The sequence below is a fragment of the Pseudomonas sp. 21LCFQ010 genome (assembly GCF_024129905.1).
In the GTDB taxonomy this organism is placed as follows: Bacteria; Pseudomonadota; Gammaproteobacteria; order Pseudomonadales; family Pseudomonadaceae; genus Aquipseudomonas.
On record NZ_JAMYDZ010000005.1, the window covers coordinates 86,333 to 99,102 of the forward strand.

14 protein-coding genes are annotated in these 12,770 nt (G+C 62.1%); 8 read left to right on the top strand and 6 right to left on the bottom strand.

Going from position 1 to position 12,770, the window contains the following annotated elements; all coding sequences use genetic code 11:
- Positions 1-248 precede the first annotated feature (248 nt).
- Complete coding sequence (locus NJC38_RS08245) at positions 249-812, top strand: hypothetical protein (protein ID WP_253113167.1); 564 nt, start codon at positions 249-251, stop codon at positions 810-812.
- On the opposite strand, the gene NJC38_RS08250 is transcribed toward NJC38_RS08245, so the two are convergent.
- Entirely contained in the window at positions 813-1,862 is a 1,050-nt protein-coding gene (locus NJC38_RS08250; protein ID WP_253113169.1) for an alkene reductase, read from the bottom strand.
- A 49-nt stretch (positions 1,863-1,911) separates the two neighbouring features.
- A complete protein-coding gene (locus tag NJC38_RS08255; RefSeq protein ID WP_045494352.1) occupies positions 1,912-2,226 on the bottom strand; it encodes a helix-turn-helix transcriptional regulator in 315 nt (104 codons plus the stop codon).
- 163 nt (positions 2,227-2,389) lie between these two features.
- Between NJC38_RS08255 and NJC38_RS08260 the strand changes: the two genes are divergently transcribed.
- Entirely contained in the window at positions 2,390-3,016 is a 627-nt protein-coding gene (locus NJC38_RS08260) for an ACP phosphodiesterase (RefSeq protein ID WP_045488143.1), read from the top strand.
- Here the strand turns inward: NJC38_RS08260 and NJC38_RS08265 are convergent.
- A complete protein-coding gene (locus NJC38_RS08265; RefSeq protein ID WP_045488146.1) occupies positions 2,947-3,738 on the bottom strand; it encodes a lysophospholipid acyltransferase family protein in 792 nt (263 codons plus the stop codon). The two genes, NJC38_RS08260 and NJC38_RS08265, sit on opposite strands and share 70 nt — an antisense overlap.
- Positions 3,738-4,493 carry an L-ornithine N(alpha)-acyltransferase gene (gene olsB, locus NJC38_RS08270; RefSeq protein WP_045488149.1) on the bottom strand — a complete coding sequence of 252 codons (756 nt, stop codon included), beginning with the start codon at positions 4,491-4,493 and terminating at the stop codon, positions 3,738-3,740. The genes NJC38_RS08265 and olsB overlap by 1 nt, the downstream gene beginning before the upstream one ends.
- 207 nt (positions 4,494-4,700) lie before the next feature.
- Between olsB and NJC38_RS08275 the strand changes: the two genes are divergently transcribed.
- The 4 genes from NJC38_RS08275 to NJC38_RS08290 all read left to right on the top strand — a co-directional run bounded on the left by NJC38_RS08275 (position 4,701) and on the right by NJC38_RS08290 (position 7,524).
- Positions 4,701-5,807, top strand: a complete 1,107-nt coding sequence (locus NJC38_RS08275; RefSeq protein WP_253113173.1) for a serine hydrolase — start codon at positions 4,701-4,703, stop codon at positions 5,805-5,807.
- Positions 5,804-6,130 (top strand): amidase, encoded by a 327-nt coding sequence (locus tag NJC38_RS08280; protein WP_253113176.1) that lies wholly within the window; start codon positions 5,804-5,806, stop codon positions 6,128-6,130. Before NJC38_RS08275 ends, NJC38_RS08280 begins: the two co-directional genes overlap by 4 nt.
- Positions 6,131-6,220: 90 nt before the next feature.
- Positions 6,221-6,364 carry a hypothetical protein gene (locus NJC38_RS08285; RefSeq protein ID WP_253113179.1) on the top strand — a complete coding sequence of 48 codons (144 nt, stop codon included), beginning with the start codon at positions 6,221-6,223 and terminating at the stop codon, positions 6,362-6,364.
- Between the two features lie 2 nt (positions 6,365-6,366).
- Entirely contained in the window at positions 6,367-7,524 is a 1,158-nt protein-coding gene (locus NJC38_RS08290) for a phosphatidylserine/phosphatidylglycerophosphate/cardiolipin synthase family protein (RefSeq protein WP_253113182.1), read from the top strand.
- A 434-nt stretch (positions 7,525-7,958) separates the two neighbouring features.
- On the opposite strand, the gene NJC38_RS08295 is transcribed toward NJC38_RS08290, so the two are convergent.
- On the bottom strand, positions 7,959-9,482 hold the full coding sequence (locus tag NJC38_RS08295; RefSeq protein WP_253113185.1) for a fumarate hydratase: 1,524 nt from the start codon (positions 9,480-9,482) through the stop codon (positions 7,959-7,961).
- 191 nt (positions 9,483-9,673) lie between these two features.
- Here NJC38_RS08295 and NJC38_RS08300 point away from each other — a divergent pair, with 191 nt between their 5' ends.
- Positions 9,674-10,624, top strand: a complete 951-nt coding sequence (locus tag NJC38_RS08300; RefSeq protein WP_253113188.1) for an iron-sulfur-binding ferredoxin reductase — start codon at positions 9,674-9,676, stop codon at positions 10,622-10,624.
- Positions 10,625-10,690: 66 nt separating this feature from the next.
- On the opposite strand, the gene pyk is transcribed toward NJC38_RS08300, so the two are convergent.
- Positions 10,691-12,142, bottom strand: a complete 1,452-nt coding sequence (gene pyk / locus NJC38_RS08305; protein ID WP_045488166.1) for a pyruvate kinase — start codon at positions 12,140-12,142, stop codon at positions 10,691-10,693.
- A gap of 178 nt (positions 12,143-12,320) precedes the next feature.
- On the opposite strand from pyk, the gene NJC38_RS08310 reads away from it, so the two are divergent.
- Entirely contained in the window at positions 12,321-12,695 is a 375-nt protein-coding gene (locus NJC38_RS08310) for a tetratricopeptide repeat protein (protein WP_253113191.1), read from the top strand.
- Positions 12,696-12,770 lie beyond the last annotated feature (75 nt).

The following is a 12,770-nucleotide window of genomic DNA, read 5'->3' on the forward strand; positions in this document are numbered from 1 at the left end:
CAACCAGATGGAGTTTCACGATGAAAGGACCCAGTGCAATCAATAGCTTCAATAAACGCCTCGCCCCGCGCATACCACCTGGCAAGCCCAAACCGTCTGTTTCGCCGACGCCTGCGCCGCCCAAACCCGGGGCTGCGACCGGCCAGCCGCCCAGGCCCCTGCCGCCAGGGGGCAGGCCAACCCCAGGCACTCAGCGTCCTGGTATCCAGACGCCAGGTCCAGGTTCCGTTACTGCCGGTACCCGCCCTGTGATCCCGCCAAAACCTGCCGCAAAGGCCCCTGAGCCTGCCCCGCGCAAGCCATCACCTGGCGCGGTTACCGCACCGGGCATGCTGCCCATGCTCAGCGGTACGCCGCGTAACCGGCTGGATGCCTCGACGCTGCCTGAATTGCCTGCCCGCCCGGCGCCGCTGGAAAACGTTCTGAACGTTACCGGTATCCTGGCCAATGTAGCGACAGTGGGCGGCGTGTTGTATCCGGTTGGCAGTGTCTTTCCTGACCGCGACACCGCGGTGTTACCCGATGGTGTCGTCATCGACAAGCAGGCTCAGGCCGCCATCCACCCCAATGGGGCGGTGCAGTATGCCGACGGCACCCTCCTGCACCCCGACGGGGTCAGGCAGTACCCCAATGGTGATATCGAAAATCCGGACGGTTCCTGGCGCAAGCAGGACGGGCCGATCTTTTACCCGGATGCCAATGGCCAGGAGCGCTGGCTGTACCCGGACGGCACCGTGACCGATACCGAGGGCAATGAGCTGGGGGTGATCGACCCTACCCAGGTGGCAGCCCTGTTCGAGGCTGTCGTGTGATCAAAGGCGCGGGTAGTCGATATAGCCAACCGGCCCTTTACCGTAGAAAGTCTGCGGGTTGGCCTGGTTTAGCGGGGCATCCTGCGCCAGCCGCTCGGTCAGGTCCGGGTTGGCGATAAACGGCACACCAAAGGCCACGGCATCCGCCTTGCCGCTTTCGAGCCAGGCGGTGGCGCTGGCTTTGGTGAATTTCTCATTGGCGATGTACACCCCGCCAAAATCCTTTTTCAGGCGCGGCCCCAGGCTGTCGGCAGCTTCGTGCTCGCGCGAGCAGATAAAGGCGATGCCGCGCTTGCCCAGTTCTTTCGCCACATAGCTGAAGGTTTCGGTCAGGTTGTCATCGCCCATGTCGTGAGCATCGGCACGCGGTGCCAGATGCACACCGACCCGGCCTGCGCCCCAGACTTCGATCAGCGCATCGGTGACTTCCAGCAGCAGGCGTGCACGATTTTCCAGCGAACCGCCGTAGCGATCAGTGCGCAGGTTGGTTCTGGTTTGCAGGAACTGGTCGATCAGGTAACCGTTGGCGGCATGCAGTTCGACACCGTCAAAGCCTGCGGCCTTGGCGTTCTCTGCACCACTGCGATAGGCGTCGATGATGTCGCCGATTTCGGCCAGTTCCAGGGCGCGCGGTGTCGGGTAGTCTGCCTGCGGGCGTAACAGGCTCACATGGCCGGCTGGCTGAACCGCGCTGGGCGCCACCGGGGCTTCACCATTCAGATAAGAGGGGTGCGAGATGCGCCCGACATGCCACAACTGCACCACGATACGGCCACCGGCGCCGTGCACCGCTTTGGTGATATTGCTCCAGCCGCGCACCTGGTCGCTGGACCAGATGCCGGGGGTGTCAGGGTAGCCCACGCCCATCGGCGTTACGGAAGTGGCTTCGCTGATGATCAGGCCCGCCGAGGCCCGCTGCACGTAATACTCGGCCATCATTGCATTGGGTACCCGGCCTTCGTCGGCGCGGCAACGGGTCAATGGGGCCATGATGATGCGGTTGGGCAGTTGCAGCTCGCCCACGGTGATCGGGTCAAAGAGTGTAGTCATGCACGAAACCCTCTAATGGTTAATCTGTTGGTTTTTCAAAACACGCTGTTCAGCACGGGTTGTCGAGCTCTTGAACCAACGCGGCAATGAACGCCTGGATGGTGTCTTCATTGCGTTTGAAGAAATGCCACTGGCCGGCCTTTTTGCTGATGATCAGGCCGGCGCGTTGCAAGGTGGCAAGGTGCGCAGACACGGTCGATTGCGAAAGCCCGGTGCGCTGATCGATTTGCCCGGCGCATACGCCATGCTCATGGCAATGTTGCTGGGACGGAAAAAACGCCTCGGGGGTCTTGAGCCACACGAGAATGTCGCGGCGGACCGGGTGGGCCAGGGCTTTGATGATTTCGTCGAGGTCGATGTTCAGGGTCATTTTGAGAGTGCTGCGGTGCGTCTCGGTAGCGAGAACCATATATCGTTGTATCGCGATGTACAAATATCCAGAGTGACTAAGTACGGCATAAATCGGTATATCGGGTTATGACGATATAGAGGTGACCCTGGCGCTAAACCGGCGTAGGCTTGCAGCCATGAACTACCTGGCACATCTTCATGTTGGCGGTCAGCGTCCAGCGCAACTGCTTGGCAGCCTGTACGGTGATTTCGTCAAAGGAACCCTGGCCGGGCGTTTTGCTCCGGAGCTGGAGGCTTCGATTCGCCTGCATCGACGCATCGATGTCTTTACTGACCAGCACCCTTTGATCAAGGCAGCATTGGCCCGGTTCACTGAAGGCAATCGGCGCTATGCCGGGATCGCGCTGGATGTGTTCTTCGACCATTGCCTGGCCCGCGATTGGGCTCAGTATGCCGATGAGTCGCTGGATGACTTTACCGGCAAGGTCTATGGTCTGTTGGCTGCCGAGCCTGACTTGCCAGAGCGGCTGGCGTTGGTGGCACCGCGCATGGCGGCGCAGGACTGGCTGGGGTCATATCGCGATTATGAGGTCGTTGAGGCGGCCTTGAGTGGCATCGCCCGGCGCCTGTCGCGGCCTGCGGGCCTTTACGAAGCCATGCGTGAGTTGCCTGGCTTGTACCGGCCCTTGAGCGCCGACTTCAAGACCTTCTACCCATACTTGCAGGCATTTGCTCAGGCCGCTTTGGCCGACGAGGCGGCGACGGTGACGTCTTCGCTGGTCGTACCGAACAGCGCGTGCTGAACCGCCTGTTGCGCCTGGTAGGCCAGGGCGGCACGTTCCTGGCCGCTACTGGCAATCGGCTTGAGCAGGTGAATATGCACGTCGCTCTGTGGGTTGGCGAACAGGCGGCGGATGTGTGACAGCAGGTCATCATCACCGATAAACGGCGCAATCGGATCGGGTTGGCCATCGCGGCGGTATTCAATGGCCACCGGCTGCAGAGCCACTTCAGCTTCTATGGCACTGGCCAGCAAACGACCATGGAAGGTGCGCAAGGCGCGGCCATCGGTGGTGGTGCCCTCCGGGAAAATCATCAGCGGGCTGCCTTGTTGCAGCAAGCCGCTCATCTGGCGTTGCACCAGGCGGCTGTCACCGGCGCCGCGGCGGATGAACAGGGTGCCGGCCTTGAGCGCCAGCCAGCCGGCGATGGGCCAGGTGCGTACCTCGGCCTTGGACAGAAACGACAGCGGGGTCAGTTGGCCCAGCAGTGGAATATCGGTCCATGACACGTGATTGCAGACCCACAGCATCGGCTCGCGGGGCAACTCACCGTGTACCGTCACGCGAAACGGCAGGGCGTTGCTCAGACGTGCCATGAACCAGCGGCTGCAGTTCTGCCGCAGACGCATGGAGCCGCCGAGCCTGAGGCGTTCGAGTGTCGCCACCAGCGTTGCCAGCAGCAGGCCGGCGCCGATCACCAGCAACACCCGGGCCACGCGCGCAAGGCTGCGCAGCCGGCTCATTACACGGCCGCCTTGAAATGGCGGGCGTAGCGCGGGCAGAGCTCATCGCGCTTGAGCAGGATGAACACGTCGGCCACCTGGAAATCCTGATCCCAGCATGGCTCGCCGCAGATCTTCGCGCCCAGCCGCATATAGGCCTTGAGCAAGGGCGGCATTTCGCAGATCACGTTGCCAGGTACATCCATGCTCGGCAGCGGGGTCTTGGGTTCGGCGCGCAGGTGTTCGGTGCACAGGTAGCGCTCGCGCAGCCGCTGCATGATCGCGTGGGCCTGTACGCCGCCGTCCTGCATCGGGATGCTGGCACACCCCATCAGGTAGCTGTAGCCGCCTTCGTTGAGCACTTCGGCCAGTTCGCTCCACAGCACGGCAATAGTGCCGCCGTTGCGGTAGGCCGGGTCGACACAGGTGCGCCCCAGTTCCAGGATCGGGCCTTGCAGATGGGCCAGGCCATGCAGGCTGAATTCTTCTTCGCTGTAGAAGCGTCCCAGCGTGCTGGCGGCTTTGTGATCCAGCAGGCGGGTGGTGGCCACCAGGCGCCCGGTGTTCAAGTCGCGTACGCCGATGTGCATGCAGTGGACATCATAGTCATCAACGTCCAGGCCCTGTTCGGCGCCTTTGAGCCGGGCGTTGAACTCTTCGCTGAATACGCTGAAGCGCAGTGCCTGGGCTTCGAGCAGGGCGCGTGGCCCGGCCAGGCGTTCGGCCTGCAGACGACGTTCGGAACTGTTGTCACGGATGCGGGCGATCTGGGTCATGCGAACTCTCCGGGAGCCAGCCATGCAAGGGGCCGGTCGACTGATTTGTCCAAGCGCATTGCTGTACTTGCAGGCTAGGGAGGTGCCGTGTCATGCCCGTGAAGATTTGGTGATGCTTGTGTTACGGCGCATTTCCTTGTCTTGACGAATCGGTTTTGTCATCAAAAGTTGCTAACGTCGCGCAAACCTCCAGTGGAACATTCCCTCATGGCAGCTCGCCTGGTCAGGCTCGGCCTGCTTCTTGTCTTGAATGTCGCCTGCGCCTTCAGCCATGCCGAGCAGTGGCCAGATGCGCAGTGGAGCCGCGCGCCTGTGGTGGCAACGCCGGCCCTTGGGATGCTTGAGAGCTACGCGTTCCCTGCACGTGACGAGGTTGAGCGCAAAGGCGTGCGCAGCGATGCCTTGCTGGTCATCCGTGACGGGCAGATCGTCTACGAACGTTATGCCGGGGTGACCGGCGTGAACACACCACACCTGACCTGGTCGGTGAGCAAGAGCGTGCTGGCCACCTTGCTGGGCGTGGCATTCGGTGAAGGCCGGTTGCGCTTGCAGGACCCTGTCGCGAGGTTTTATCCGCCGTTCAAGGCGCACCCGGATGTCACGATTGCCGACCTGCTGCATTGGTCATCCGGGCTCGACTGGCAGGAAGACTACGAATACGCGCCGCTCAACTCTTCGGTGGTGGCGATGCTCTACACCCGTGGCCGGCAAGACATGGCCGGTTTTACCGCCAGCCATGCCAAGGCCTGGACGCCAGGCACTGCATGGCGCTACTCCAGTGGTGACAGCAATGTGCTGGCGGCCGCCTTGAAGGGCGTGGTCGGCGAGCAGGCTTACCCCGACTACCCGTGGACGGCGCTGTTCGAGCCGCTGGGCATTAGCAGTGCGGTGTGGGAGCGCGATGCCAGCGGCACCTTTGTCGGTTCGTCCTACCTGTACATGACCGCCCGTGACCTGGCCCGGATCGGCTTGCTGATGCAGCGGTCCGGGCGCTGGCAGCAGCGGCAGCTGGTGCCCCTGGCCTGGGTCGATTTTGTCCTGGCGCCCTTCGCCGGTCACAACGCCGAGGCGGGCAGCGAAGTCATTGGCGGGCACTGGTGGCTCAACCGCACCGCGTCCGGTGCCGCCGGGCCGTGGCCACAGGCACCGGCTGATACCTTTGCCGCGCTGGGGCATTGGGGGCAGGCCTTGTATGTGATCCCCAGTGCCGGGCTGGTAGTGGTGCGTTATGGCGACGACCGGGACGGCAGCTATCAGCACGCTGAACTCTTGAACCATGTACTGGCCGCGTTTGGCCCGCAGGCCCGCCCATGAGCCGTCAGAAAAACCTGATCCGCCGCCATCCGTTATTGAGCATGGTGCTGCCGGTGCTGATCGTGCTGGCGATCTGGGCATGGCAGCATCGGGTCGCGCTCCAGGTGTTTCCCGACATCATCAGTGCCTACACCGCCAAGGAGTACTGTTCGTGCCGCTATGTCACGGGCAACCCTGCGCAATACTGTCGCAGCTACGTGAAACAGTACCTGCCCGCCACCTTGCAGGAAGATCAGGCAACCCGTACCGTGACCGCCAGCGGCCTGGGGCGTAGCAGTCGGGCCATGTGGCTGGGGCAGCGACAGGGCTGTCGTCTGCTGTAGTCCTGCGAACCGGGCGGTTTGCCTGTGGTCTGACAGGCACAGACAAGCCACCTTGTGGTGGCTGTCACTGCCTTTCATTGCGGAGTCTGCATGCTCGAACGCCTTTGCCTTTTGCCCGCCCAGGCCAACGGGTATCCAGACAATCAATCCTTACCGTGGTCATTTACCGCAGGCCTCGATGCGCCGCGTTTCACGATGCCGGTGGGCGCCGTGCTGATGTTCGCGGCGCACTGAGCATGGGCGGTGCGATTTTTCCGTGGCGCAAGGACAATCAGTTCGAACTGCTGATCGACGGTCCGGTATTTTTCCCGCGCATGCTGGCCGCCATCGACAGCGCTGTGCAACAGGTCGATCTGGAGTTGTATCTGGTCGAGTCGGGCGCGTGTGCCGAAACCGTGGTACAGGCGCTGACGGCTGCCGCGCAGCGTGGGGTTATCGTCCGCTGTCTGTTCGATGGCTATGGTGCCCAGGCGTTTGGTAACGGCTTGCGCCAGCGTCTGGAGAGTGCCGGGGTTATCCTGCGCTTTTACAACCCGATCCGCTGGCAGCGCGGTTTGCGTAACCTCTACCGTGATCACCGCAAATTGCTGTTGGTCGACAAGCGTCTGGCGGTAGTCGGTGGGACCGGGGTCACTGATGAGTTCTGGGAGCCGCACAAACCGGTCAGCCAGTGGCATGAGGTGATGGTGCAGGTTCAGGGGCCGCTGGTGATCGACTGGCAGGCGTTGTTCGACCGGCAGTTTCACGTCAACGAACGGCGCACCGCCTGGCGACCCGAGCAGAATTTCGGCCTCACCCATTTACCCAGGGTACCGACCTCCGGGCAGGGCTTGGGGCGGGTGGCCTATGCCGATGCCCGCCAGCACCGTGACATTGTCCAGTCACTGGTCCGCGCCCTGCACAGCGGCCAGCGCCGTATCTGGCTGGCGACGCCGTATTTTCTACCGACCTGGCGCGTACGCCGGGCCTTGCGCAAGGCGGCGCTGCGTGGCGTGGACGTGCGCCTGTTGCTGACCGGGCCGCGCACTGATCATCCTTCGGTACGCTACGCAGGTCATCGTTACTACCCAAGACTGCTGCGCGCCGGGGTGAAAATCTTCGAGTACCAGCCGTGCTTCCTGCACCTGAAAATGGTGTTGATCGACGACTGGACCAGCATTGGCTCGTGCAACTTCGACCACTGGAACCTGCGCTTCAACCTGGAAGCCAACGTCGAAGCCATCGACCCGGTCCTCACCGCACAAGTCAGTGCCAGCTTCACCGCCGACTTTGCCAACAGTACACAGGTCACCCTGGCTGACTGGAAATCCCGGCCATTGTGGCGGCGAGTCAAGCAGCGGGTCTGGGGCTGGCTGGACCGGCTGGTGGTCAATTTGCTGGACCGGCGTGGTTGAACCGAAGTTGCCTGATGAGCTATGCCGTTGCCATCGCCCTCGTTTTTAGAGGTGGCGCGGGAACGCTCCTGCACAGCATTGCAACTGGCAGGTCAATCAATTGAGCCTTCTCCCTCTCGGCATTGCCGATGGCCACCAGTTCACCGATCAAGACACGCCTGACCATGCGCATTGTCCCGAGTGGTCTAGCTGATCGCTTTTGGCAGCAACACCACCAGTGTTGCCAGCACTATCCTGTTGCTCGGTCACACCCGATAACCTGACGGACCTGACCAGAAGGGAGAAGGGCTTGTCGTCCCTGACACTTTTCCAGCACTGCGGCGCCAGTGTGCGGGCTGCCACGGTGCAGGTCTACTGACAGAAATGACAGGCCCTGACGAACGGGCATAAAAAAGCCCGGCCATTTCTGGCCGGGCTCTCCTCTGACGCAGTGCTTACTGCACCTCTACCGCCAGGCTGTCACTGATCTTTTTCTGCCAGATCGCGGGACCGGTGATGTGCACCGACTCACCCTTGCTGTCCACCGCAACGGTGACCGGCATGTCCTTGACCTCGAACTCGTAGATCGCTTCCATGCCCAGCTCGGCGAAGGCAACCACTTTCGACTTGCGGATCGCCTGGGCCACCAGGTAAGCCGCGCCGCCGACCGCCATCAGGTAAACCGCTTTGTGGTCCTTGATCGCGTCGATGGCAGCAGGGCCGCGCTCGGACTTGCCGATCATGCCCAGCAGGCCGGTCTGCTCAAGGATCTGACGGGTGAATTTGTCCATCCGCGTTGCGGTGGTCGGGCCAGCCGGGCCTACCACTTCTTCACGAACCGGGTCGACCGGACCGACGTAGTAAATGAAGCGACCCTTGAGGTCCACCGGCAGGCTCTCGCCCTTGTTGAGCATCTCGACCATGCGCTTGTGCGCGGCATCGCGGCCGGTGAGCATCTTGCCGTTGAGCAGCACAGTTTCGCCTGGCTGCCAGCTCTGTACTTCTTCCGGGGTCAGTGTGTCGAGGTTCACGCGGCGGGCCGACGGGCCAGCTTCCCAGACGATTTCCGGGTAGGCGTCCAGCGACGGGGCTTCCAGTTCGGCCGGGCCGGAACCGTCGAGCACGAAGTGCGCGTGACGGGTGGCGGCGCAGTTGGGGATCATGCACACCGGCAGGGAAGCGGCGTGGGTCGGGTAGTCCATGATCTTGACGTCGAGCACGGTGGTCAGGCCGCCCAGCCCCTGGGCACCGATGCCCAGCTGGTTGACCTTCTCGAACAGCTCCAGGCGGATCTCTTCGATGCGGTTCTGCGGGCCGCGGGCCTTGAGCTCGTGGATGTCGATGGATTCCATCAACACTTCCTTGGCCATCACTGCCGCTTTCTCGGCGGTGCCGCCGATGCCGATACCCAGCATGCCCGGTGGGCACCAGCCAGCACCCATGGTGGGTACGGTTTTCAGGACCCAGTCAACGATCGAGTCGGACGGGTTGAGCATGGCCATCTTCGACTTGTTTTCCGAGCCGCCGCCTTTGGCTGCAACGTCCACCTCGACGGTATTACCCGGCACGATGGAGTAATGAATGACCGCCGGAGTGTTGTCCTTGGTATTTTTGCGGCTACCGGCCGGGTCGGCCAGGATCGAGGCGCGCAGGACGTTTTCCGGCAGGTTGTAGGCGCGGCGTACGCCTTCGTTGATCATGTCGTCGACGCTCAGCGTCGCGCCATCCCAGCGCACGTCCATGCCCACGCGCACAAACACGGTCACGATACCGGTGTCCTGGCAGATCGGCCGGTGGCCGGTGGCGCACATGCGCGAGTTGATCAGGATCTGGGCAATGGAGTCGCGCGCTGCCGGAGACTCTTCACGCAGATAGGCTTCATGCATCGCCTGGATGAAGTCCACGGGATGGTAGTAGGAAATGAACTGCAGGGCGTCGGCAACGCTCTGTATCAGGTCGTCTTGCTTGATCACGGTCATGCAGCGCGCTCCTCTTCAGGGTCGGGAACATTGATTACGCTAATCGGCGTGGCTCTGGCGGCAGGTTAGGGCCGGTCCAGCGCGTTCGGTCTCACGTCGTAGCGGGCGCAAAAGGCGCGGCAGTATAACCCGCCCGGCCAGCCAACCTGTACAATCGCCGATATTTTTACCGGTGGTGTCAGGAATTCTCGATGCCCAATCTGCGAGTTGGTGAGCGGCGCTGGCCGGTCGATGTTGCCAGTAACCTGCTCGATGCACTGCATCAGGCCGGGATTGCCATTCCTTATAGTTGCCGGGCAGGCAGTTGCCATGCCTGCCTGGTGCGCTGCCTTGAAGGCGAGCCGCTGGATGCGCGCCCCGAGGCGCTGGCCGCCGCCAAACGAGAGCAGGGCTGGCGCCTGGCTTGTCAGTGTCGGGTGGTTGCCGACCTTGCCGTGGAAGTCTTCGACCCCTTGAAAGACGGCATACCGGCGCAGGTCATCGGCTGTGACTGGCTCAGCGCCAACCTGTTGCGTCTGCGTCTGGAACCGCAGCGTATGCAGCGCTATCGCGCGGGGCAGCATCAAGTGCTGTGGAGTGCCAACGGCATCGCTCGGCCGTACTCACTGGCCAGCCTGCCCGGCGAAGACCCCTTTCTCGAATTTCATATCGATTGCCGCCATCGCGGGGCTTTTTGTTCGGCTGCGCGCCAGTTGCAGCCTGGCGATCATCTGCGCCTGGGTGAGTTGCGCGGCGGCGCTTTGCACTATGACCTGGACTGGCAGGAGCGACCACTGTTGTTGCTGGCGGGTGGCAGTGGCCTTGGGCCGTTGTGGGGCGTGTTGCGCGAGGCCTTGCGTCAGCAGCATCAAGGCAGCATTCGGCTTATCCATCTGGCGCATGACAGCACCGAGCACTATCTGGCCGGCGATTTGCGCCAGCTTGAGCAGCAGCATCCGCAGCTGCAGGTGCGGCTGGTCACTGCGGTCGAGTTGCAGGCGGCGTTGGCTGAGCTGCGTTTGTTGGCGCGTCAGGCCGTGGCGTTGGTCTGTGGCAGCGCCGTCAGTGCCGAGACCTTTGCCAAGAGTCTTTACCTGGCCGGGGTCGCACGTAACCGGGTACTGACGGATGTGTTTCTGGGGGCGGGCGATACGGTGCGCTGAGCTGAGCACATGAAAAAGCCCCGGTCGCTTACGCGCCGGGGCTTTTTTCTACAACCTGCAGCCGTCTCAGACCAGCGGGTCGCCAACGTGCAGGATCTTCATGCCGTTGGTGCCACCGATGGTGTGGTAGCTGTCGCCCTTGGTCAGGATGACCCAGTCGCCTTGCTCGACCAGCCCGCGCTTGAGCAGCTCGTCTACCGCAGCCTGGCTGACCTGGCCTGGCGGCAGCGAAGCCGGATCGAACGGGATGGTGTACACGCCGCGGAACATGGCCGCACGGGCCTGAGTATCGCGGTGCGGAGAGAAGGCGAAGATCGGTACCGACGAGCGAATCCGCGACATGATCAGCGGGGTGTAGCCGCTTTCGGTCAGGGCGATGATCGCTTTTACGCCAGGGAAATGGTTGGCGGTGTACATCGCGGCCAGCGCGATGCTCTCGTCGCAACGGGTGAAGCTTTCGCCGATACGGTGCTTGGAGCTCTTGCCGGTTGGGTGACGTTCAGCACCCAGGCAGATACGTGCCATGGCCTGGACGGCTTCGACCGGATAGGAGCCGGCGGCACTTTCTGCCGAGAGCATTACCGCGTCGGTGTAGTCGAGCACGGCGTTGGCCACGTCGGAGACTTCAGCGCGGGTCGGCATCGGGCTGGTGATCATCGACTCCATCATTTGCGTGGCGACGATCACAGCCTTGTTGTGGGTGCGCGCATGGGCAATGATTTTCTTCTGCACGCCAACCAGCTCGGCGTCGCCGATTTCAACGCCCAGGTCGCCACGGGCAACCATGACTGCATCGCTGGCGCGAATCAGTGCATCGAGGGTTTCATCGTTGGCAACGGCTTCGGCGCGCTCGATCTTGGCCACCAGCCAGGCAGTGCCGCCGGCTTCATCGCGCAGCTGACGAGCGTATTCCATGTCTGAGGCGTCACGCGGGAACGACACGGCCAGGTAGTCCAGGTCCATCTCGGCGGCCAGCTTGATGTCACGCTTGTCTTTGTCGGTCAGGGCCGGCGCAGTCAGGCCGCCACCGAGGCGGTTGATGCCTTTATGGTCCGAAAGCGGGCCGCCGACCTGTACGGTGCAGTGCAGATCAGTGGCGGTCTGGGTATCGACACGCATGACCACGCGGCCGTCGTCCAGCAGCAGTACGTCACCCACACCACAGTCTTTGACTAGGTCCGGGTAGTCGATACCGACGATTTCCTGGTTGCCATCGGTCAGCGGGTGAGCGGTGGAGAAAGTGAACTTGTCACCGACCTTGAGCTCGATACGCTTGTCGGTAAATTTGGCGATACGAATCTTCGGACCTTGCAGGTCGCCCAGCAGTGCGACGAAGCGGCCGTGTCTGGCAGCGATCTCGCGGATCAGCTTGGCGCGAGCCTTGTGCTCGTCCGGGGTGCCATGGGAGAAGTTGAGGCGGGCAACATCCAGACCCGAGAGGATCAGTTGCTCGATGACTTCCGGCGAGTTACTCGCAGGGCCCAGTGTGGCGACGATTTTGGTACGGCGAACGGTCATGCACAAACTCCTTGATTGAAGCGCAGCGAGAGGCTACTCCTCTCTGGACCTGTAGTCATTGTTCCTTTGCACTACCTTGCTGTCATCAGACAGGGCAATCGTCTGACAGCTGGTTGATCAGGCGGGCTGAAGAAATTTGCATTGCCGCCGATATCAGGCACAGAACAGGAGATGACCCATGCGTATCTTGATGATTATCGTGTTGCTGGCCGCCGTCAGTGGTTGTACCCGTTGGGCGATGAACTCCAACCTCAACAGTGCTTACCGCGCCTATGACCGTGGCGACTGCGACAGTGCGCTGTTGTCCTTGTCCAAGGTGGATCGACAAAGCCGGGCGCGCCGTTATGTGCAGCCTGAGGTGTCGATGCTGCGTGGCCAGTGTCTGGAAAAACAAAAACTGTATGTCGATGCCGCGCAGACCTATCTGTTCATCATCAACCAGTATCCGGGCAACGAATATGCGTTCCGTGCCAGGGCGCGGCTCGATACGCTGGCGCAACTGGGCCACTACCCGCAACGTGAGGCGGCGAAAACTTTTCCTGCTTCACGCTAGTTACACCCGATTGGATGATTGGTACTGTAATCGGGTGGATCTAAATATAAATTGCGCTAGTCTGTGTGTTAACGG